Genomic DNA, 21940 nt, shown 5'->3' with positions numbered 1-21940 from the left:
CGGTGACCGTTTCTCTCGGGTCTATTGGAACATCGCTTCCTTACGCCACATCGTCGGCGTCCGGACAACGCTCTGGCGCGCCGTCGAATACGGCGGATGCCAGTCCCGCCAAGGCGGATTCTCCCACCGAAGCCATTAAAGCCCGCGCCCAGGGTGCAGAATCGGATGCATCGCTTGATGATTCAGATCTGGCTGAACTGCGTGACCTGAAGTCGCGCGACCGGGAAGTGCGCGCGCACGAGTCGGCACACCAGTCCGCCGGGGGCCAACACGCCGGCGCCGCCAGCTTTACCTACACCCGTGGTCCCGATGGCGCCCAGTACGCGACCGAGGGTGAAGTCCCGATCGATATCTCACCGGTATCCGGTAACCCCCAGGCAACGATCGATAAGATGCGCACCGTCCGAGCGGCGGCTCTGGCGCCGGCACAGCCGTCGTCCCAGGATCGGCAGGTAGCGGCGCAGGCCATGCAGATCCTGCTGCAGGCCCAGGTCGAAAGGGCGGAGGAAAGCGGTCGCGCAACGTCATCAGCGGGCGCGGAGGAGGGTGACACTCCGGCGTCTGCCAGCCATGCCGCCGGGGCCACCTATCGCCGTGTCGAAGGGCTGACCGGCCTCGAATCGGACGAGCCAGCTACGGCATTCCAGGCAACTGCCTGATCCCTCCCTGTAAGGCCTGCCGCCCCGGCAGAGGCACTCTCCAAGGCATGATACGGATCGCATAAATTGCTCACCGGACTCTTGACACGCGCCCACTTACAAACGTATGTTTCAAACAACCGTTTAATTAACGGGTAGAGCGCCTGCGCCTGCCCATGTGCCAAACCAAGGCCAGTGCTCCGCGGATCCCGCCGGACACGACCGAGAATGAGGTGTAACCCATGCCTGAGTACAAAGCGCCCCTGCGTGACATTAAATTTGTGATGTCCGAGCTTCTGGACAGCGAACAGCATTACGCCAACCTGGAAGGTGCCGAAGACGCGACTCCGGATATGGTCGACGCGATTATCCAGGAAGGTGGCAAGTTCTGTGAGCAGGTCCTGTCCCCGCTGAACCAGGTCGGCGACCAGGAAGGCTGTACCTGGAGCGAAGAGGGCGTCAAGACGCCGACCGGCTTCAAGGAAGCCTACCAGCAGTACGTGGAAGGCGGCTGGCCGTCCATGACTGCCGATCCCAACTACGGCGGTCAGGGCCTGCCGAGCTCCATCGGCATCGTGATCAGCGAAATGGTCGGCACCTCCAACTGGTCCTGGGGTATGTACCCGGGGCTGAGCCACGGTGCGACCAACACCATCGAGCAGCACGGTTCCGAAGAGCAGAAGCAGGTCTACCTGACCAAGCTGATCTCCGGTGAGTGGACCGGTACCATGTGTCTGACCGAGCCGCATTGTGGCTCTGACCTGGGCATCCTGCGTTCCAAGGCCGAACCGAACGCCGACGGTTCCTACAGCATTTCCGGCACCAAGATCTTCATCTCCGCCGGTGAGCACGACATGGCCGAGAACATTGTCCACATCGTCCTGGCGCGTCTGCCGGGTGCACCGGAAGGCACCAAGGGCATCTCCCTGTTCATCGTGCCCAAGTTCCTGCCGAGCGAAGACGGTTCCGTGGGCGAGCGCAACGCCGTGTCCTGTGGTTCCATCGAGCACAAGATGGGCATCCACGGTAACGCCACCTGTGTCATGAACTTCGACGGCGCCAAGGGCTGGCTGATCGGGCCGGAAAACAAGGGCCTGAACTGCATGTTCACCTTCATGAACACCGCCCGTATCGGTACTGCGATCCAGGGTTTGGGCGCGGCGGAACTGGGCTTCCAGGGTTCACTGACCTATGCCAAAGAGCGTCTGGCCATGCGTTCCCTGAACGGTGCCAAGAACCCGGATGGCCCGGCGGATCCGATCATCGTTCATCCGGACGTGCGTCGCATGCTGCTGACCCAGAAGTCCGTGGCCGAAGCCGCACGTGCATTGATCTATCTGGCCGCCCAGCAGGCGGACATCGTGCACCAGGGCAAGACCGAGGAAGAGCGCAAGGCCGCTGACGAAATGCTCGGCTTCCTGACCCCGATCGCCAAGGCGTTCCTGACCGAAATCGGTTACGAGTCTGCCAACCTGGGCATGCAGGTCTTCGGTGGTCACGGTTTCATCTCCGAGTGGGGCATGGAGCAGAACGTTCGTGACGCCCGGATCGGCATGATCTACGAGGGCACCACCGGTATCCAGGCGCTGGACCTGCTGGGCCGTAAGGTCCTGATGAGCCAGGGCGAGTCGCTGAAAGGCTTTACCAAGCAGGTTCACGTGTTCTGCAAGGAAAACGCCGACAACGAACAGCTGAAGGAATTTGTTGAGCCGCTGCAGGCGATCAACAAGGAGTGGGGCGATCTGACCATGAAGATCGGCATGAACGCCATGAAGAACCGGGACGAAGTGGGTGCGGCTTCGGTCGACTACCTGATGTACTCCGGTTACGCGGTCTTCGCCTACCTGTGGGCCCGCATGGCCAAGGTAGCGCTGGACGCCATGGCGGAAGGCACCTCCGAGGAAGCCTTCTACAACGCCAAGGTCCAGACCGCGCGCTTCTACTTCAAACGCCTGCTGCCGCGCTCCAAAGGCCATGCAGAGAGCATGCTGGCCGGCGCCGACAGCCTGATGGACCTGCCGGAAGACCACTTCGCGTTCTGATGTAACGCGCAGGTTGTAAGGCAAGGAAAGCCCGCACTCCGAAGGAGGCGGGCTTTTTCGTAGGCTACCGGTTCTTTGGGGCCGGCGACTCATCCAAAACGGTCTTTTCGACGAAGATCAGGCAGTGAGAGCCGGTCCGGTTTTCGGTTAGAATCCCGATCAATAATAACGATTACATCTGTTCACGCCCGTACAGAGAGGAATTGATTGATGGCAGATTATCAGGCACCCCTGCGTGACATCCGATTCGTCATGAACGAAGTCTTTGACGCTCCGGCCCTGTGGGCCTCCCTGCCCAAAGTGGCGGAAAACGTGGACCCCGAGACCGCGGACGCCATTCTCGAGGAAGCCGGCAAGATCGCCGGTGGCGTTCTGGCTCCCCTGAATCGTGAAGCGGACGAACAGGGCTGCAAGTGGAATGACGGCGAGGTCTCTACGCCGGAAGGTTTCAAGGAGGCTTACCAGACCATCGTGGAAGGCGGCTGGAACGGCCTCGGTGGTAACCCTGAGTTTGGCGGCATGGGGATGCCCAAGACGCTGGTCGCCCAGTTCGAGGAAATGATCCAGGCGTCCAACATGGCCTTCGGCCTGGCGCCGATGCTGACTGCTGGTGCCTGCCTGGCACTGGACGCCCACGGCAGCCAGGAGCTGAAAGAGAAGTACCTGCCCAACATGTATGCCGGCACCTGGTCCGGCGCCATGGACCTGACCGAGCCCCACGCCGGCACGGATCTGGGCATCATCCGCACCAAGGCCGAGCCGAACGATGACGGCTCCTACAACGTCACCGGGACCAAGATCTTCATCACCTGGGGCGAGCACGACATGGCGGAGAACATCATCCACCTGGTTCTCGCCAAGCTGCCGGACGCGCCCAAGGGGCCGAAGGGCATCTCCCTGTTCCTGGTGCCGAAGTTCCTGGTCAATGAGGACGGCTCACTGGGTGAGCGTAACACGCTGGCCTGTGGCTCGATTGAGAAGAAGATGGGCATCAAGGCGTCTGCCACCTGTGTCATGAACTTCGACGGCGCCAAAGGCTGGCTGGTGGGCGAGCCCAATAAGGGGCTGGCTGCCATGTTCACGATGATGAACTACGAGCGTCTGGGTGTGGGCATCCAGGGTATCGGCGCCGCTGAGGCGTCCCTGCAGAGCGCCCGGGAATATGCTCTGGAGCGTCTGCAGAGCCGGGCGCCGACCGGTGCGCAAGAGAAAGAGAAAGCCGCGGATCCGATCATCGTGCACCCGGACGTGCGCCGGATGTTGCTGACCATGAAGGGTTATGTCGAAGGCGGTCGCGCCTTCTCCACCTACGTGGCCCAGTGGCTGGACATCGCCAAGTACGCGGAAGACGACGAACGTCGCCAGCACGGCGAAGCCATGGTGGCCCTGCTGACGCCGGTGGCCAAGGCGTTCCTGACCGATCGCGGCCTGGACGCCTGTGTGATCGGCCAGCAGGTGTTTGGTGGCCACGGCTTCATCCGTGAATGGGGCCAGGAGCAGTTGGTCCGTGATGTACGCATCACCCAGATCTACGAAGGCGCCAACGGCATCCAGGCTCTGGATCTGATGGGCCGCAAGGTGGTCGCCAACGGCGGTCGTTTCTTCGAGCTGTTTGCGGAAGATGTGGGCGCGTTCATCGAAGCCAACCAGAACGATGCAGCCCTGCGTCCCTATCTGGAGCCGCTCGCGGCCTCCCTGGAGCGTCTGGCGGATGTGACTGAAAGCGTGATCAAGGCGTCGGCCGAGAACCCGAACGAAGTCGGGGCAGCGTCCGTGGACTATCTCGACCTGTTCGGCCTGACGGCGCTGGCCTACATGTGGGCGCGCATTGTCAAGGCGGCGGCGCCGAAGGCCGAAGGTGATACTTCCGGTTTCTACACGGGTAAACTGAAGACGGCACGCTTCTACTTTGATCGGATGCTGCCAAAGACCGTGTCTCTGGCCGAGGGCATCCGCAGTGGCAGTGCATCAATGATGGACCTGACCGCGGAAGAGTTCTAATCGCTCTTTGAGGTTGACCACATCAAAAGGGCCGCCTGGTGATCAGGCGGCCCTTTTGTTTGCGATCGGGAAAAGGTGTGCTGATGCGTCAGATATTGCTGTCCAGCAGATCGGGTTGGCTGATGAAGGGATTACCGCTGCCCTGAATGTCCGAGATGCGTTGGTTGCGGGCCAGCTCCTGGTCGTCGGGCGGATCGCCCGCATTCCAGCTCGCCAGCACTTGTGGTGAGGCAATCAGCGGCAGATCATAGGTCTTGACCATATAGGCCACGCCACGCGCCACATCGCCCTTGATGGCATCCGGCGGCTCGATATTCTGGAGGCTTTCGCGGATACCGCATTCGTTGACGTCAACGCGCTCACCCAACTGGGCATATTTGGCACTGCGTCGTCGCATTTCCACCTGGGTTTCCACCGGGATCATATTATGCAGATCCGACGCAATGTAGCGGTAGACGTCGCTCTCCCGCTCACACTGGCTGGGAGACCCACAATGCAGGGCGTTACGCACATGACTCAGCGGGTAGATGTAGCCCGCCGACAACAGGAACGACTTGCCATTGAACGGCTTCTGGCGGAAAAAGGTTTTGCCGCCGTCCTGGTAGAGCTTGTTCCAGAAAATATCGTTGGCCACCGCGTCCGGGTCAGAGAACGTGGTTTGTGAGCTGGCCTGGCCACTCAGCACCAGAGCCACGGTCATCAGGATGTGTCGTGTTTTCATGGTGTCTTTTTAACCTTACTCGCCTTTTATTGTCATTGCCGATTGGGCCTCATGTGCCCGAGAGCACCACGCCTTCCATCCGATGGATGAAGACCGTGTTGTGTACAAAGTTTAGGCAAAGCGGTCGCCCCGTCTGTGAGGCGGTACCGCATTTTCTACAAAAATGGGCAGTCGGCATGGAGTTGGCCGGATCGGCCAAGAGGCAGGCTACTGGTCTTTCAGGCGGCTACGGATCCGCTGGTAACCGTCTTTCAGGTCCTCGCCGATGTCATGGGCGGTGCGATAGGCTTCCTCGGAGGCGTCCGAGGCGTCGTGCAGCAGATCGTCCAGCTTGTGCTTGAACTGATTCCAGTAGTCTTCCATGTCGTCCCATTCGTCCCGCACATCCTGGCGGGCGAGGTGGAGCTGCAGGCGGAGCTCATCCCGCTGCTGTTTCAGGGTATCCGAGAGCTTTTGCAGATCATTTTTCCAACCCATCGTTGTTCCTCCGGCTGGGAATATCAGCGTTGGTTAAACGATGCGCCTGAGGTCGACAAGCTGTCAACAGAAGCCGGACACTGACGGGCTATGTACCCATTTATCGGGCAATTTCTTGTCCTGAATCAAAGATTCAGCGGCGGATCGCCGCCAGTTCGGTGGTAAGCGTGCGCAGGTAGTGCCAGGGAGACAGGCTGTCATAGCCCTTGGCGCTGCGATCGATGTCGCTGCAGCGGATCAGCGCCTGGCGAATCTGGGGCGGGCGCAGTCGCCGGGCGGCCTGTTCGAGTTGGCGCATGCGCTGGGGTTGGCGGATGTTGTTGCTGCGGAAAAAGTCCTTGGCGGTTTCCCGGCGTTGCAGGGCGGACTGAAGTCGGCCGGTCATGCGCAGGTCCCGACTGAGAATGGCGAGGAGGCCCAGGGGGCTATCCTCTTCCTGCTGCAGGATACCGATGATCCGATGGGCCTGCTCGGCCTTACCGGACAGGATGTCACCCACCAGCTCGAACACGCTGAAACGGGCGCTGTCCAGAACCGCCTGGTTCACGATCTCTTCGTCGACGGTCTTGTCCGGCGCCAGTAGGGCGAGTCGATCGATCTCCTGACTGGCGGCCAGCAGGTTACCTTCCAGGCGTTCAGCCAGCTCCGTGAGGGCGCCCTGGGTGAGCGTCAGTCCCTGGGCTCGGGCCCGCTGCTGCAGCCAGCCCGGAAATTTGTCCGCGTCGACCGGCCACACCGGCACATGGACGCCTTTGTCCTGGAGCTGTTTGTACCACTTGCGCCGGATTTCAGCGGCATCCAGGCGGATGCTGATCAGGATCAGGATGATGTCGTCGGGAGGCGACTGGAGCACCTGTTCCAGGACCTTGCGGCCATCACCCAGCTTGCCGGTGGGCAGGTGGATTTCGATGCGGCGACGCTCTGCAAACAGGGACAGGGCGTTGAGCTCTTCACCAACCTGGTTCCAGTCCATGCTGCGGTCGTTATGGAAGATCTGACGGTCGTTATAGCCGGCTTCCCGGGCTTTGGCCCGAATCCTGTCGCAGCACTCCTGTACCAGCAACGGCTCGTCCCCGGACACCAGGTAGACCGGTGCCAGCCCGCGGGACAGGACCTGATCGAGCTGGGCCGGGTTGGTCTTCATTGCGACTCCGCGGGCTGCTGGGTCTGGGACTTTTCGTAGTCGTCCCGGATGACTTTCAGGCGCTCATCGGTGAGCGGCGCGAGCCGGAAGATCACCTGCTGGGCCAGGCGCTGGTGGAGTGTCTCGCGAATCGTCTCTTCCTCGCGGCGCTTGGCCAGGACATTGGTGTCGTCATAGCTGTAGATTTCGCTGGTGCGTACTTCCGCGTCTGCCAGTACCGGTATCTGGTCGTGGCTGACGACGTTGACGTTCAGGGACTGGCGCAAGTCGTATTCGGCGGCCGACGCATCCAGTTGGATGGCGCTGGCCCGCCGGCTCTGTTTGAAGCCGTTGAGCTTGACCCGGTAGGCCGCATCGGCCGGTTCAGCCATTTTGATACCGCCATCGTCAAGTTGCTGGCGAACGGTCTCACACAGCTCGTAGGGCACGCTGCCATCGCATTCCAGACTCAGCGGTTGCAGCGCCTCCGCAACGGGTGGCGCGCCCCGCAACTGGAAGCCGCAACCGCTAATCAGCAGTGCGGCGCCCAGTAGCAGTGGCGTGCGAAATGACAGCTTTTCCGATTTCCTTGCCATGACAGCTCCCGGCCCGGCGATGACTGTATTGTCCGATCAGTTGGCGACGATATTCACCAGCTTGCCCGGCACCACGATCACTTTGCGGACGGTTTTGCCGTCGGTAAAGCGCTGGACGTTTTCATCATCCAGGGCCAGGGCTTCCAGGGCATCCTTGGGCAGGTTGGCCGGCACGTCCACCTTGGAGCGCACCTTGCCGTTGACCTGCAGGACCATCTGGATGGTCGAGCGAACCATGGCGGATTCGTCGGCGTCCGGCCAGTTGGCATCCACCACCGCTTCGGGGTGACCCAGGGCCTCCCAGAGGCTGTGGCAGACGTGCGGCGTAATCGGCGACAGCAACAGCACCGCGGTATCCAGGGCTTCCTGGACGACGGCGCGATCCGAGTTCGCTGTCACTTCCAGCTTGCTGACTTCGTTCAGCAATTCCATCACCGCGGCAATGGCGGTGTTGAACGTCAGGCGGCGACTCACGTCATCGCTGACCTTGGCGATGGTTTCGTGCGTCTTGCGACGCAGGTTGCGCTGGGAGTCGGTCAGGTCTTCAACATTCAGGGTCGGAGCGCTGCCGCCACTGGCGTGCTCGTGGACCATGCGCCACAGACGCTTGATGAAGCGGTGTGCGCCTTCCACGCCACTGTCGGACCACTCAAGCGACTGCTCCGGTGGCGCGGCGAACATGATGAACAGGCGAACGGTGTCGGCACCGAACTGGTCGATGATGGCCTGTGGGTCGATGCCGTTATTCTTCGACTTGGACATCTTGGAGATGCCGCCGGACTCGACGGGTTGTCCATCCTGCTTGTGTTTGGCACTGACGGGCTGGCCCTTGTCGTTGCGCTCGACTTCCACGTCGCTGGGTGAGATCCATTCCTTGCCGCCGTTGGCGTCGTCGCGGAAATAGGTCTCGGCCAGCACCATGCCCTGACAGAGCAGGCGCTTGAACGGCTCGGAGCTTTCCACCAGACCCACGTCACGCATCAGCTTGTGGAAGAAACGCGCGTAAAGCAGGTGCAGGATGGCGTGCTCGATACCGCCGATGTATTGATCGACCGGCAGCCAGTAGTTGGCGGCGGCCGGGTCGAGCATGCCTTCCTTGTAGTCGGGGCAGGCAAAGCGGGCGTAGTACCAGGACGACTCCATGAAGGTGTCGAAGGTATCGGTTTCCAGGGTGGCCGGCTGACCGTTATAGGACGTCTTGGCCCATTCCGGATCCGCCTTGATGGGCGATTTCACACCGTCCATTTCCACGTCTTCCGGCAAGCGGACCGGCAGCTGGTCTTCGGGGACCGGCATTTCGGTGCCGTCTTCCAGCGTCATCATCGGAATCGGTGCACCCCAGTAACGCTGGCGGGAAACACCCCAGTCGCGCAGGCGGTAGTTGACTTTACGCTCGCCGATGCCGGCTTTCTCCAGGTGATCCGCGATGTCCTCGAAGGCTTCTTCGCTGGTCAGGCCGTTGTACTTGCCGGAATTGACCAGATAGCCCTTTTCAGTGAAGGCCGCTTCCTGGATGTCGATTTCCTTGTGGTTTTTCGAGGAAATCACCTGACGGATCGGCAGGCGGTATTTCAGGGCGAATTCGTGGTCACGCTCATCATGGCCCGGCACCGCCATCAATGCACCGGTGCCGTAATCCATAAGGACAAAGTTGGCCACGTAGACCGGGATCAGGTCCTGGGTCAGCGGATGCACGGCCTTGAAGCCGGTATCGATGCCCTGTTTTTCCATGGTCGCCAGGTCGGCTTCGGCCACCTTGCTGTTGCGGCAGCTCTCGACGAAGTTGCCGACTTCCCGGTTGCGTTCAGCCGCCGCCTTGGCCAGCGGGTGCTCGGCGGCCACCGCCATGTAGGTCACACCCATCAGCGTGTCCGGGCGTGTGGTGTAGACCCGCAGCTCGTCGTCACGGCCGTCGAGCGGGAACGTCAGCTCGACACCGGTGGACTTGCCGATCCAGTTGCGCTGCATGGTGCGCACCTGTTCCGGCCATTCGTTCATGGCGTCCAGATCGTCCAGCAGCTCTTCGGCGTAGTCGGTGATCTTGATGAACCACTGGGGAATTTTCTTCTGCTCCACCAAGGCTCCGGAGCGCCAGCCGCGACCGTCGACCACCTGCTCGTTGGCCAGAACCGTCTGGTCCACCGGATCCCAGTTGACGGTGGCCATCTTCTTGTAGACGAGGCCTTTCTCGTAGAGCTTGGTGAAGAACCACTGCTCCCACTTGTAATAGTCCGGCGAGCAGGTGGCCAATTCCCGCTTCCAGTCATAGCCGAAGCCCAGCTGGCGCAGCTGGTCCTTCATGTATTCGATATTGGCGTAGGTCCACTTGGCAGGCGCGGACTTGTTCTTCACCGCCGCGTTTTCCGCGGGCAGGCCGAAAGCGTCCCAGCCCATCGGCTGCAGGACGTTCTTGCCCTGCATGCGCTGGTAACGGCTGATGACATCGCCGATGGTGTAGTTGCGGACATGCCCCATGTGCAGCTTGCCGCTGGGGTACGGGAACATGGACAGGCAGTAGTACTTCGGTTTGCCGGGCTCTTCCTTCACCGAGAAGGTGTCATTGGTTTCCCAGAACTGCTGGGCCTTTTTCTCGATTTCCTGCGGGCGATATTGCTCGTCCATTCCTGCCATTACTGAGGTTACCCTGTTGTCGGTCGGTGTTGGCCATATCGGTTCAATACGCGTGACGCTGGCGTTTCCGTCACGGGGAGACCGCGCATTTTAACGCACACGAGGCCCGACAGGTAGCCTGCCGCGTATGATCCGGCTCCCATACCGCAAACGGACCTCGGCAGTCGCGCACAGAGTGTGCCAAACTGAAGCCAGGAAGGGTGTATCCACTGATGGTTTTCCGTGCGAGGAGATGGTCATGAGTGAGAACGACGAGAAACCGGCCTTTACCGGACAGGCTCTGAAAGTCTACAACCGCATGCTCGAGCGCGTGGTGAACCGCCTCAATCAGATGGAGCGCAAGAGCTGGGACAGTTTGCGTGACGCGGTTGATGAGGCGGTGGAATTCGAGAACGGCCTGGAGGAGTTGACCCGGGAGGAGGTTGACTTGCTCGCGGCCTATGTCCGTCGGGATGTCTCCCACCTTATGCACTTCGTGGGTGAAACCGGCGAGGGGGTCGGGGAGTGGTTGCGGCTGGATCTGGCGCTGATCGAGCATCAATTGCTGGATCTGCTGTTTTCAGTGGCCGACAAGACCCGTCTGGATACCCTGGAGCTGGACCACAAGCTGCATCATCAGCCGGGACAATACATCAGTGGCGAGATCGCCACGGCCGGCGTGCTGCGTTGCGTGTCCTGCGGTCACATGGTCTGTCTGGTTGAAACCAGCCACATCAAGCCTTGTGAGGCGTGTGGCTCGCACTACTTCGAGCGGGTGACCGCGCGCTGGCCCCACGATCCGGAAGTCAGCGGCGATACGGCAGAATAGTCCTCGGAGCCTCAGCCGGCGTGGGTCTGGCGACTCGGCTCCGGTATGATCCGGGGCCGGGCAAACACCACCAGGATCATGGCCAGGATCAGGATCGGCCAGGAACCGGTCGTCATGAAAGGCGTGGCACCCGTCACTGGATAGATTTCCCCGCGCATAACCCCTTTCTTGAACTGTGGAATCCGATCAATGATCCGGCCGTGATCGTCGATGATGGCGGTCACGCCGTTATTGGTGCCACGCAGCACGAAACGACCGGTTTCCAATGCGCGCATCCGAGCAATCTGAAGATGCTGCAGCGGTCCGATGGAATGACCAAACCAGCCATCGTTGCTGATGGTGATCAGCAGGTCGGTGTCGGCGGCGTTGCGTGCCACGAAATCCGGATAGGCAATCTCGTAACAGATGAATGGCATCACCCGATGGCCATTGGCGATCAGCGGTTGCTGGTCGGACGGTCCCGGTGAAAAGCTCGACATAGGCAGGTCGAAGAAGCCGATCAGCCCGCGCAAGTATTGCTGCAGCGGGACGTATTCCCCGAAAGGCACCAGCTTCTGCTTGTAATACATGCCGTTGCCATTACCGATCGCCATGATGCTGTTGCGGAAGGTGAAGTCTTCCAGCTTGTCACTGAAACCGTACCAGGGAATGCCGGTGATCAGCGTGGATTGGGGCCCCAGTCGGCTCGCCAGGTTTTCGATCAACGGGCCGGCCTGGTCCTGGGTCACGGGGATGGCGGTTTCCGGCCAGAGGATCAGGTCCTGGTTCCAGTCGTCCTCGGTCAGATCCAGGTAAGTGACGATCTGTTTCTTGAGAAAGTTCGGGTCCCATTTGATCTGTTGCGGGATATTGCCCTGCACGGCGGTGATTCCCATCGGGGTGTCGTCCCGCTGGGTCCAGTTGAGCCCAGCCAGGGCCGGACCCGCGATCCAGGGCAGTATGGCCAGAACAGCGGTGACCGCGGCGGTGACCTTGCGACGGTGGGCCAGCACTACGCAGGCGCCGAACAGCGCTGTTGCCGAGGCGACAATCAGGAACGTCACTCCGTGCACGCCCGTCACCGGAGCATAGCCGGCGAGAGGGCCATCGACCTGTGCCGTGCCGAGGTAGAGCCAGGGGAAACCGGTCAACAGCCAGCTGCGGACCCAGTCGCCAATAACCCAGAAGGCGGGAAACAGAATCAGTCGACGGGCCGGGCGGTCACCGGCCAGCTTGCCCCAGGCCCAGAAGGTGAGGGCCGGAAATAGCGCCAGTCCGGCTGCGAACAGGGCCGTGAGCACCACTGCCAACGGCGCCGAGGTGTTGCCGTACTGGCTGATGGAAATATAGACCCAGGAGGCGCCACTGCCGAACAGGCCCAGCCCGAACAGCCAGCCTTTCAGGAGCAGCCGGTGCGGGCCGCCGGGCATGACGGCAGCAAGGATCAACAGGATCGACAGCGGTGCCAGCCACTCGTAGCCGAAGGGCGCAAACGTCAGCGTCTGTAGCCCGCCGGCCACCACCAGCGCCAGTAATCGGAGCATGCGCACGAGGGGGCTTGGGTCAGGACTCACGGCGGCGGACCTGAATCAGTCGTATGACACGATTGTCCGCGTTCAGGATGGTGAACTGGAAACCGCCAAACTCAATCTCTTCGCCGCGCCGGGGCAGGTGGCCGAACTCCCGGAGGACGAGGCCGCCAATGGTGTCGAACTCCTCTTCGTCCAGCTCCGTGTCGAAGAAGGCGTTGAAATCATCCACCGGCGTCATGGCCTTGACGGCATAGCTGCCATCGGCCCGGGCCTTGATGTGGGTCTCCTCGTCGAAATCGTGTTCGTCCTCGATCTCGCCGACGATCTGCTCCAGCACGTCCTCGATGGTGATCAGCCCGGCGGTACCGCCGTATTCATCCACCACGATGGCCATGTGGTTGCGGGTTTCCTTGAATTCCTTGAGCAACTGGTTGAGTCGCTTGCTCTCGGGCACGAACGTGGGCGGGCGCAGGATCTCGCGGATCTTGTTCCAGCTCAGGTCATTGTTCATCGCCAGCGGCAGCAGGTCCTTGGCCAGCAGGACGCCGATCACGTCGTCCTGGTTGTCGCCAATGACGGGAAAGCGGCTGTGGGCCGACTCGACGATGTCATTGAGGAACGTCTTGGGCTCGGCACTGGCCTTGACGGTGACCATCTGCGAGCGGGGGATCATGATTTCATCGGCGCGCATGTCGGTGACCTGCATGGCCCCTTCGATGATGCTCATGGCATCGGCGTCGATGATGTTTTCGGATTCGGCATCCCGCAGGACTTCCAGGATGTCGGTGATGGATTCCGGCTCGTTGGAAAAAGCCTGGGAAATGCGTTCCAGCCAGGACTTACCGCCCTGACTGCGACTCGAGTGATCGTCGCTCATGAGTCTTGATCCGTGTCCTCTGCAAGATAGGGGTTGCTGAAGCCCAGTTCCGCAAGCAGGCGGATCTCCAGGGTTTCCATGATTTCAGCATCCCGGTCATCGATATGATCATACCCCTGAAGGTGGAGCATGCCATGAATCACCATGTGTGCCCAGTGGGCGTCCAGAGTTTTGCCCTGTTCCGCGGCCTCGCGGGCCACGACGCCTGCGCAGACCACCAGATCGCCGGCCAGAGGAACGGTGATCCCCTCTGGCTGCTCAAACGGAAAAGACAGCACGTTGGTCGGGCGGTCTTTCTGGCGATACTGGCCATTCAGCGTGGCGCTCTCGTCCTCGTCGACGATGCGCAGCGTCACTTCGGACTCCTCCTGTCCCTGCCAGCCCTGGTTAGCCCAGCGGGTCAGGCTTTCGACGTCAGGAAGGCCCGATTGTTCCGAGGCGATCTGGATATCCACCGCCAATCGTGTCACGAGGTCTTGCCTCCGGCGGCGGCTTCATCGTGATCGTCATAGGCTTCCACGATCCGCTGGACCAGCGGGTGGCGCACCACATCCCGGGCATCGAAGCGGGTGAAGCCGATGCCTGTCACCTTGCTCAGCACGGCGGCCGCATGCACGAGGCCGGAGTGCTGGCCCCGGGGCAGGTCCACCTGAGTGGTGTCACCGGTAATCACCGCCGTTGAGCCGAAACCGATCCGGGTCAGGAACATTTTCATCTGCTCCCGGGTGGTGTTCTGGCTTTCGTCCAGGATGATGAACGCATTATTCAGGGTTCGGCCGCGCATGAAAGCCAGCGGCGCGATCTCGATCACGCTCTTCTCGATCAGCTTGGTGACCTGCTCGAAGCCGAGCATCTCATAAAGCGCGTCGTACAGGGGGCGCAGGTAAGGGTCCACTTTCTGCGCCAGGTCGCCGGGCAGGAAGCCCAGCTTCTCACCCGCTTCCACGGCCGGGCGCACCAGCAGGATTCGCTTGACCTGTTCGTCTTTCAGCGCTTCCACGGCACAGGCGACTGCCAGCCAGGTTTTACCGGTGCCGGCCGGCCCGATGCCGAAATTGACGTCGTGGGAACGGATGCTGTGCACGTAGCGCTGCTGGTTCTTGCCGCGAGGACGGGCCTGGAGCTTCGGCGTCTTGATGATAATCTGGCTGCCATCGAAGGCCTTCTCGTCCGGCAGGCGCTCAAATCCGGATTCCCGGATGTACAGGTGCACCATGTCCGGTGAGATATCGTCCAGCGCCTCGGTTTCCCGGTAAAGGTGACGCAGGACTTCAGCAGCGGCGTTGGCGTGCTCGGCTTCGCCTTCGACCCGGAAATGGTGGCCGCGGTAGCCGATGCGAACGCTCATGCGCCGCTCGATGTGTTTCAGGTGCTCGTCGAATTGGCCGCACAGGGTGGCCAGCCGGCGAGGATCGGCAGGTTTCAGATCAAACTGTTTCGCGTCGTCGCTATTCAAGCAGTCCTCACGGATAAAAATTGGAATGACCGCGCCGGAGTCACCGACGCGGATCGATCAGTACAACCGGTCGTCCACCGGTCTGCCCCTTAATGAATTGGGGAGCGCTTCGACAATTTCAACGTCGATGAAGTGGCCCACCACATCGGGATTGTCGGTGCGGAAGTTGACGATCCGGTTATTCTCGGTGCGCCCGGCGTATTCGCCCGGATCTTTCTTGGACAGGCCCGTCACCAGGATGCGCTGGGTCGAGCCCACCATACGGCGGCCGATGTCCTGCGCCTGCTGGTTGATCCGCTGCTGCAGGATGCTCAGGCGCTGCTTCTTGACGTCCATCGGCGTGTCGTCCGGCAGATCGGACGCCGGTGTGCCCGGGCGCTGGCTGTAAATAAAGCTGAAGGACACGTCGAAGCCGATGTCCTCAATCAGCTTCATGGTGGCCTCGAAGTCGCGGTCGGTCTCGCCGGGGAAGCCGATGATGAAGTCCGATGAAAAGCTGATGTCCGGCCGGATTTTGCGCAGGCGGCGCAGCTTGGATTTGTACTCCAGTGCCGTGTGTCCACGCTTCATGGCCGCCAGGATGCGATCGGAACCGCTCTGGACCGGCAGGTGCAGGTGGCTGACCAGCTCGGGTACGGTTTCGTAGACGTCGATCAGCGCATCGGAGAACTCCACCGGATGGGAGGTGGTGAAGCGGATGCGGTCGATGCCGTCGATGGTGGCAATCATGGTGATCAGCTCGGCCAGGTCGATCGTGTCGCCGTCGTAGGTTTCTCCCTGGTAGGCATTGACGTTCTGGCCCAGCAGGTTGACCTCACGCACACCCTGGGTGGCCAGGTGCGCCACTTCGGCAATCACGTCATCCACCGGACGGCTGACTTCCTCGCCGCGGGTGTAGGGTACTACGCAGAAGGTGCAGTACTTGGAGCAACCTTCCATGATCGACACGAACGCCGAGGCGCCTTCCGCTCCCGGTGAGGGCAGGTTGTCGAATTTCTCGATCTCCGGGAAGCTGACGTCCACCACGCCCACGCCGCCCTTGCGGGATTCCTGAATCAGTTCCGGAAGGCGGTGCAGGGTCTGCGGGCCGAACACCATGTCGACATAGGGCGCCCGGTCGATGATGGCCTGACCTTCCTGACTGGCCACGCAGCCGCCGACGCCGATCACCAGTTCCGGCTTGCGGGACTTGAGCTGCTTCCAGCGTCCCAACTGGTGAAACACCTTCTCCTGCGCCTTTTCGCGGATCGAGCAGGTGTTCAGCAGCAGGATGTCTGCATCGTCGGCGTTGTCGGTCATTTCGACGTCTTCGCCGGATTTCAGCAGGTCGGCCATACGGGATGAATCGTACTCGTTCATCTGGCAGCCGTGGGTCTTGATAAACAGCTTCTTGGTCATGGAACTCGACAGATCGTTGGATGAAGGTAAACGGGCTATTATAACGGTCTGATCAAACGGCAACCAGAGGCGACAGGGTGATTACGTACGGGCCCTGTCCGGGAAGCGCCCGTTGCCGCGGCATCGTGTTACCATACGCGCCCTTTTGTGGGCCCGAAAGTGGGCGTGAACATCGCCGGAGTTGTCTGAATGGTTGCCAAGAAGTGCTACAAGATCATTTTCTACAATCAGGACGAGGTCTTCGAGATCTACGCGGGGCACGTGTATCCCAGCGAAATGTTCGGCTTCCTGGAAGTGGAGGCGCTGACATTCGGTGAGCGCAGCCAGGTGCTGGTGGATCCTTCCCAGGAAAAGCTGCGGACCGAGTTCGAGGGTGTCCAGCGCACCTACATTCCCATGAACGCCATCGTGCGGATTGACGAAGTCGAACCCGAAGCGGCCGAGCATCCGCTGGGGCGGGTCAAGAGTGGCGTCACGCCGTTCCCCGGGAACCCTGGCCACAACCGCAACAAAGACTGAGCGACGCTGTCACCTGCCATGACCCCTGAAAGACTCGCCCGCATCAAGGGCACCCTCGAACGCCGTCAGCCGGACCTGCACGTGCTCACGGACCAGATCCACAAGCCACGCAACGTGTCCGCCATCATACGCTCCTGCGATGCCTTCGGCGTGGCCAACATGCACGCGGTCTGGCCGCGGGAAGGTTATCGCGCCTTTCGCAAGACCGCCGGCGGCAGCCACAACTGGGTGACCACGCATACCCATCCGGATATGGCGGCCGCAATCGGTGAGTTGCGCGGCAAAGGGCGACAGATCTATGCCGCACAGTTGTCCGAGCGAGCCATCGATTATCGGGATGTCGACTTCACAGTGCCTTGCGCGTTGGTGCTGGGCAATGAGCTGGATGGCGTGTCAGCAGAAGCGGCGGCTGAAGCGGACGAGCACATCGTGGTGCCGATGATGGGGATGGTGGAATCGCTGAACGTGTCGGCGGCGTGCGCCATTATCCTGGCAGAGGCCCAGCGTCAGCGTTCCGAAGCGGGTATGTTCGATCGCCGGCGGATGCCGGACGACGAATACGAGCGCCTGCTGTTCCGCTGGTGTCAGCCGCAAATCACCCGCTACTGCGACGACCGCAATCTGCCGTACCCGCCTTTTGACGTGGACACCGGGGAGTTGATCGACGGGGTGGGCTGGATGACCGAAGTCCGGGATATCCGGCGCAACCGGGAGCGGGCGCGGCCTGAAGATTTCGCCACGCCGCCCGGTAAATAATCCCTTATTCGCCTTTCTCTTCGCGGTTTTCCAGATACCGCTGCAGCTGTTCCCGCAGGGCTTTGGGCAGGCGCGTGATGGTCAGCGCGTCGCTATCCCGGTCGTAGTAAACCGCCTGGTTCACCAGATCCGACGAGAAGGACACGCTCATCCCACCGCCGGACCCGGAGATTCTCACCAGCTTCTTGACCTTGCGGTGATCCGGGTGCAGCACCGCATCGTTGGGGATTTCCTGGGTTTCCGACGCGAACTGGCGGAAGCGATCAGGCTGCTCTTCGTCCAGGTAGCCTGACAGGGCATCGATGGCTACCGGCTCGCCCAGGGCGTGTTGCTCCTTGCAGAATTCATAGGCCTTGGAACGGACCTGGCCGGCTTTCTCCGGCTCCTCGGTCTGCGCGGCGAAGGCCTCGACGGCGTTCAGGAACGTCGTGGTTTCCTTCTCGACGTCCACCTGGTTGGTGAAGCCGCCCAGGCGGATGAACAGTTCCCCCGGCTCAGCCGTGCCCCGGGCATGGACCAGCGTCAGGAAGTTTTCCGAAGGATGGTCCCCAAGCCAGTCGTCCACTTCCAGGCGCAGGGCCAGGTTCAGGCGTGACAGGCTCAGCACGTCCATGGCGTCCAGGTTCTGCTCGTGATCCAGGCGCAGGGCGCTGTCGCTCTCCAATGCAAACAGGTAGATCACTTCGCCGTCGGCCAGGGCTTCGTGGACCAGCATCAGGTGACCGAAGTATTCCTCCTGACAACCGGTCAGCAGTTCCTGCCACTGGCCGAACAGCTTGTCGGTCAGACTTTCGAAGGTCTGCTTGCCCTCGAGGTAATCCCGAAACCAGGCGCTGGCCGGGCTGGTGCCAATATCGTCGGTAAAACGGCCGTATTTCTTGCCGGGTTTGGCGTTGAACAGCCGTTTGAGCTGTTTATGAAGGCCCTCGTAATCGCCGCCGGGCTCGGACAGGGTTTTGCCGGGGCGCACCTGGGCCTCGTGTCCGGGTTGCATCTGGCTGGCAAAGGTAATTCGCAGCTGTTTAATCGCCATGGCTGTCCTCTGGAAACGCAAAACGGCCATGACCCGTCGTAACCGGTCATGGCCGTGTTCAGTGTTGTCTGGGGCGAGAGCTTATCAGATCCGCTGCTTGCCGATCAGCTCCTGGACCAGTTTGTCGGCGGTGTCGGCAACATCACTGTCCGCTTCAGCATTCGCACCGACGGCCGCGATGTCGTCGCCAATGTTGACGGCAATGGCAATCAGGCCGTGTGCGGTGAGGACCTGGGCGCCGCGGCGACGATCGTCGGCGTTGCCCGCATTGTCTTCCGTCAGCACGACACTGGTTTTGCCCAGGTCGAACAGTTTGCGTTCGATGGCCCGTGCCAGTTCCGGCGCCTGAGTGCCAGTGCAGCCGATGATCAGCGGCTTCTGGGACAGGCGACGTTCACGCTCCTCGGCCGTGACCGGTTGCAGGGCGTCTTCGCTGGACTTGGACAGTCCGCTGATCATGCCTGCACCAATGGTGACGTTGGTCAGGCGGTCGATGATGATGAACGCCCCGGTCGCGCGGTTGCGCGGATACGGATCGAACGCCACCGGCTGGCTCAGGGTGACTTCGCACAGGCCAATTTCGTTCAGTTCCAGGTTGTCGCGGTCGCTGTCCTTGTCGAGCGTGTTGACATCGATCTGATGGTGCACGGACGTGACCGAGCCGGACGTGAAATTCGGTCCCAGCTTGATGTCGTAGAGGCGGTTCTGGGCCATCGGCTGGTCGATCATCCACACGATATGGGCGTCGAACTTGTTGCTGACCAGCGGTTCATCGCCCGGCTTGACCAGCATGTCGCCACGGCTGACGTCGATTTCATCTTCCAGGGTCAGGGTCACGGCCTGATCAATGTAGGCGCTGTCCAGGTTGCCGTCGAAGGTGACGATTTCCTTGACCTTGCTGGTACGGCGTGAGGGCAGGGCCATGATGTCGTCGCCCGGGCGAATCACGCCGGAGGCGATGGTGCCGCTGAATCCGCGGAAGTTCAGGTTGGGTCGGTTGACGTACTGCACCGGGAACCGGAAGTGCTCCATGTTCTTGTCGCGGGAGACTTCCACGGTTTCCAGGATTTCCATCAGCGGCTGGCCGGTGAACCAGGGGGTGTTTTCGCTGCGGTTGACGACATTGTCGCCTTCCAGCGCGGAAATCGGCACGAACCGGATGTCCTGCAGGCCCAGCTTTTCGGCGAATTCGAGATAGTCCTTCTTGATTTCCTCGAACCGCTCTTCGCTGAAGTCCACCAGGTCCATCTTGTTGATGGCGACCACGATGTGCTTGATGCCCTGAAGGGATGCGATGAACGAGTGGCGGCGCGTCTGGGTCAGGACCCCGTGACGGGCGTCGATCATCACCACGGCCAGCTGCGCGGTGGAGGCGCCGGTCGCCATGTTCCGGGTGTACTGCTCGTGGCCCGGGGTGTCGGCGATGATGAACTTGCGCTTGTCGGTGGAGAAATAGCGGTAGGCCACATCGATGGTGATGCCCTGTTCCCGCTCGGCCTGAAGCCCGTCCACCAGCAGGGCGAGGTCCAGCTTCTCGCCGGTGGTGCCCAGCTTGGCGCTGTCTGCCTTGAGGCTGGCCATGTGATCTTCGTAGATCATCTTGGTGTCGTGGAGCAGGCGACCGATCAGGGTGCTCTTGCCGTCATCCACACTGCCGCAGGTCAGCAGGCGCAGCAGCTCTTTCTCTTCGTGCTGTTTCAGGTACGCGTGAATATCTTCAGCAATCAATTCAGACTGGTGTGACATGGTTCTTTTCCCGTAGATGCTGTCTGGCTGTCGGCGTTTGGCTTAGAAGTAACCTTCGCGTTTCTTCTGCTCCATGGAGCCCGCGGAATCGTGATCGATCACACGGCCCTGGCGTTCGGAGCTCTTCGCCAGCAGCATTTCCTGGATGATGTCGGTCAGGGTGTCGGCCTTGGACTCGATGGCGCCGGTCAACGGGTAGCAACCCAGGGTCCGGAAGCGCACCGATTTCATCATCGGCTTCTCGCCCTCTTTCAGCGGCATGCGGTCGTCGTCCACCATGATCAGGGTGCCGTCGCGCTCGACGACGGGGCGTTCGGCGGCGTAGTACAGCGGAACAAGCTCGATGTTTTCGAGATAGATGTACTGCCAGATATCCAGCTCAGTCCAGTTGGACAGCGGGAAAACCCGGATGCTTTCACCCTTGTTGATCTTGCCGTTGTAGATGTTCCACAGCTCGGGACGCTGGTTTTTGGGATCCCAGCGATGGTACTCGTCCCGGAAGGAGTAGACCCGCTCCTTGGCGCGGGATTTCTCCTCGTCGCGACGAGCGCCCCCGAAAGCGGCATCGAACTTGTACTTGTTCAGGGCCTGCTTCAGGGACTGGGTTTTCATCACGTCGGTGTGCTTGGCACTGCCGTGGGTGAACGGTCCGATGCCGGCATCAACGCCTTCCTGGTTGATGTGGACGATCAGATCCAGATCGTACTTTTTGGCCTGCTCGTCCCGGAACTTGATCATTTCCTTGAACTTCCAGGTCGTGTCTACGTGCATCAGCTTGAACGGGATCTTGCCCGGATAGAACGCCTTGCGTGCCAGGTGCAGCATCACAGACGAGTCCTTGCCGATGGAGTAGAGCATGACCGGGTTATCGAATTCAGCGGCCACTTCCCGAATGATGTGGATGCTTTCAGCTTCCAGTTGCTTGAGATGCGTCAGGTTATAGGTGGTCATGATCCAGTTACCGGTTGCATGGGATGCCATTGATGATATGCGATTCGGGACGTCATTCGACGACCGCGGGCCAGGTTCCCGCTTTTCGCTGGAACAGGCGCGCCGTGTGGGCCGGGTATTCCGGGAGCGGATGCGTCCAATCTTGGAGCGAAACTATACCAGAGGTGAGGTCGCTATAAGAAGGCGGGGGATTATAGTTTAGAGATATAACAATATGCCCGTTGGCGAGCTGTCATCCCGGGAAAAGCGATGGCTGAACCGAATCAGTCGTCGGCCAGTTTGCGGCTGACAAACTGGTCCACGTAGTCGTGCCCGTTGCCTTCAAAATGGCTGAATTGCAGTCCCAGGTGGAAAAGCTTGCGGGAGATCCGGCGCAGGTGCACCACATGGCAGCGGGCGGCCACGTTCACGGATTGCACGGTGACGACCGGGACGGAGAAATGGACGTCCAGAGCCACGGGATCCTTTGGGGCAATGGTTCGGTGGTCGCTGATGAGGGCATCAATCCGGTCGCTTTCACACTCGACCATCATGCCGGCCCGGGACAGGTTGGCCGTTTGGCAGGTCAGGCTGTTGCCTTCCTCATTGGTGACGGTGACGGACAGCCGGGTTGATATGCGTTGCTGTTGTCTCAGGTTTGGTTTGCCACCCATGGT

At 60.9% G+C, this 21940-nt stretch carries 20 protein-coding genes; 6 read left to right on the top strand and 14 right to left on the bottom strand.

Features of this window, described 5'->3' with window-relative positions:
- The first annotated feature begins 2 nt into the window (after positions 1-2).
- The 3 genes from EB809_RS00385 (at position 3) to EB809_RS00375 (ending at position 4681) form a co-directional block, all read left to right on the top strand.
- Positions 3-659, top strand: coding sequence for a putative metalloprotease CJM1_0395 family protein (locus EB809_RS00385; protein ID WP_123632590.1), 657 nt, complete (start codon positions 3-5; stop codon positions 657-659).
- Positions 660-880: 221 nt separating this feature from the next.
- Positions 881-2680 (top strand): acyl-CoA dehydrogenase C-terminal domain-containing protein, encoded by a 1800-nt coding sequence (locus tag EB809_RS00380; protein WP_123632589.1) that lies wholly within the window; start codon positions 881-883, stop codon positions 2678-2680.
- 210 nt (positions 2681-2890) lie between these two features.
- Positions 2891-4681 carry an acyl-CoA dehydrogenase C-terminal domain-containing protein gene (locus EB809_RS00375; protein ID WP_123632588.1) on the top strand — a complete coding sequence of 597 codons (1791 nt, stop codon included), beginning with the start codon at positions 2891-2893 and terminating at the stop codon, positions 4679-4681.
- 88 nt (positions 4682-4769) lie between these two features.
- Here the strand turns inward: EB809_RS00375 and EB809_RS00370 are convergent, their stop codons facing one another.
- From EB809_RS00370 to leuS, 5 genes are all read right to left on the bottom strand, one after another.
- On the bottom strand, positions 4770-5402 hold the full coding sequence (locus tag EB809_RS00370) for an endonuclease (RefSeq protein WP_123632587.1): 633 nt from the start codon (positions 5400-5402) through the stop codon (positions 4770-4772).
- A gap of 207 nt (positions 5403-5609) precedes the next feature.
- A complete protein-coding gene (locus EB809_RS00365; protein ID WP_123632586.1) occupies positions 5610-5879 on the bottom strand; it encodes a hypothetical protein in 270 nt (89 codons plus the stop codon).
- A gap of 133 nt (positions 5880-6012) precedes the next feature.
- Positions 6013-7023: a DNA polymerase III subunit delta gene (gene holA / locus EB809_RS00360; protein WP_123632585.1), complete on the bottom strand. Its 1011-nt coding sequence runs from the start codon at positions 7021-7023 to the stop codon at positions 6013-6015.
- A complete protein-coding gene (gene lptE, locus EB809_RS00355) occupies positions 7020-7598 on the bottom strand; it encodes an LPS assembly lipoprotein LptE (protein ID WP_123632584.1) in 579 nt (192 codons plus the stop codon). Before lptE ends, holA begins: the two co-directional genes overlap by 4 nt.
- Positions 7599-7634: 36 nt before the next feature.
- Positions 7635-10220, bottom strand: a complete 2586-nt coding sequence (gene leuS / locus EB809_RS00350; protein WP_123633015.1) for a leucine--tRNA ligase — start codon at positions 10218-10220, stop codon at positions 7635-7637.
- Between the two features lie 247 nt (positions 10221-10467).
- Between leuS and EB809_RS00345 the strand changes: the two genes are divergently transcribed.
- The gene (locus tag EB809_RS00345) at positions 10468-11037 is read left to right on the top strand and encodes a zinc ribbon-containing protein (protein ID WP_123632583.1); all 570 of its coding nucleotides are present in this window, start codon (positions 10468-10470) and stop codon (positions 11035-11037) included.
- A gap of 11 nt (positions 11038-11048) precedes the next feature.
- On the opposite strand, the gene lnt is transcribed toward EB809_RS00345, so the two are convergent.
- From lnt to miaB, 5 genes are read right to left on the bottom strand one after another with little or no spacing between them, the layout of a single operon-like run.
- Entirely contained in the window at positions 11049-12560 is a 1512-nt protein-coding gene (gene lnt / locus EB809_RS00340; RefSeq protein WP_123633013.1) for an apolipoprotein N-acyltransferase, read from the bottom strand.
- Positions 12561-12579: 19 nt separating this feature from the next.
- Complete coding sequence (locus tag EB809_RS00335; protein WP_123632582.1) at positions 12580-13425, bottom strand: HlyC/CorC family transporter; 846 nt, start codon at positions 13423-13425, stop codon at positions 12580-12582.
- The gene (gene ybeY / locus EB809_RS00330) at positions 13422-13895 is read right to left on the bottom strand and encodes an rRNA maturation RNase YbeY (RefSeq protein WP_123632581.1); all 474 of its coding nucleotides are present in this window, start codon (positions 13893-13895) and stop codon (positions 13422-13424) included. The genes EB809_RS00335 and ybeY overlap by 4 nt, the downstream gene beginning before the upstream one ends.
- Entirely contained in the window at positions 13892-14881 is a 990-nt protein-coding gene (locus EB809_RS00325) for a PhoH family protein (RefSeq protein ID WP_123632580.1), read from the bottom strand. The genes ybeY and EB809_RS00325 overlap by 4 nt, the downstream gene beginning before the upstream one ends.
- A gap of 57 nt (positions 14882-14938) precedes the next feature.
- Entirely contained in the window at positions 14939-16279 is a 1341-nt protein-coding gene (gene miaB, locus EB809_RS00320) for a tRNA (N6-isopentenyl adenosine(37)-C2)-methylthiotransferase MiaB (RefSeq protein WP_123632579.1), read from the bottom strand.
- A gap of 189 nt (positions 16280-16468) precedes the next feature.
- On the opposite strand from miaB, the gene EB809_RS00315 reads away from it, so the two are divergent.
- Together EB809_RS00315 and trmH are read left to right on the top strand one after the other, a co-directional pair.
- Entirely contained in the window at positions 16469-16798 is a 330-nt protein-coding gene (locus EB809_RS00315) for a DUF1820 family protein (RefSeq protein WP_123632578.1), read from the top strand.
- 18 nt (positions 16799-16816) lie between these two features.
- Complete coding sequence (gene trmH / locus EB809_RS00310) at positions 16817-17554, top strand: tRNA (guanosine(18)-2'-O)-methyltransferase TrmH (protein WP_123632577.1); 738 nt, start codon at positions 16817-16819, stop codon at positions 17552-17554.
- A 4-nt stretch (positions 17555-17558) separates the two neighbouring features.
- On the opposite strand, the gene EB809_RS00305 is transcribed toward trmH, so the two are convergent.
- The 4 genes from EB809_RS00305 to EB809_RS00290 all read right to left on the bottom strand — a co-directional run bounded on the left by EB809_RS00305 (position 17559) and on the right by EB809_RS00290 (position 21937).
- Positions 17559-18587, bottom strand: a complete 1029-nt coding sequence (locus EB809_RS00305) for a nucleoid-associated protein (protein ID WP_123632576.1) — start codon at positions 18585-18587, stop codon at positions 17559-17561.
- 84 nt (positions 18588-18671) lie between these two features.
- Entirely contained in the window at positions 18672-20333 is a 1662-nt protein-coding gene (gene cysN, locus EB809_RS00300) for a sulfate adenylyltransferase subunit CysN (protein WP_123632575.1), read from the bottom strand.
- A gap of 42 nt (positions 20334-20375) precedes the next feature.
- Complete coding sequence (gene cysD, locus EB809_RS00295) at positions 20376-21284, bottom strand: sulfate adenylyltransferase subunit CysD (protein ID WP_123633011.1); 909 nt, start codon at positions 21282-21284, stop codon at positions 20376-20378.
- Between the two features lie 263 nt (positions 21285-21547).
- Positions 21548-21937, bottom strand: a complete 390-nt coding sequence (locus EB809_RS00290; protein WP_223807751.1) for a PilZ domain-containing protein — start codon at positions 21935-21937, stop codon at positions 21548-21550.
- Positions 21938-21940 lie beyond the last annotated feature (3 nt).

It is taken from the genome of Marinobacter sp. R17 (assembly GCF_003789045.1).
Taxonomy (GTDB): domain Bacteria; phylum Pseudomonadota; class Gammaproteobacteria; order Pseudomonadales; family Oleiphilaceae; genus Marinobacter_A; species Marinobacter_A mangrovi.
Note: the sequence above shows the minus strand (reverse complement) of the source record. Positions and strands in the feature narration are given on the sequence as shown.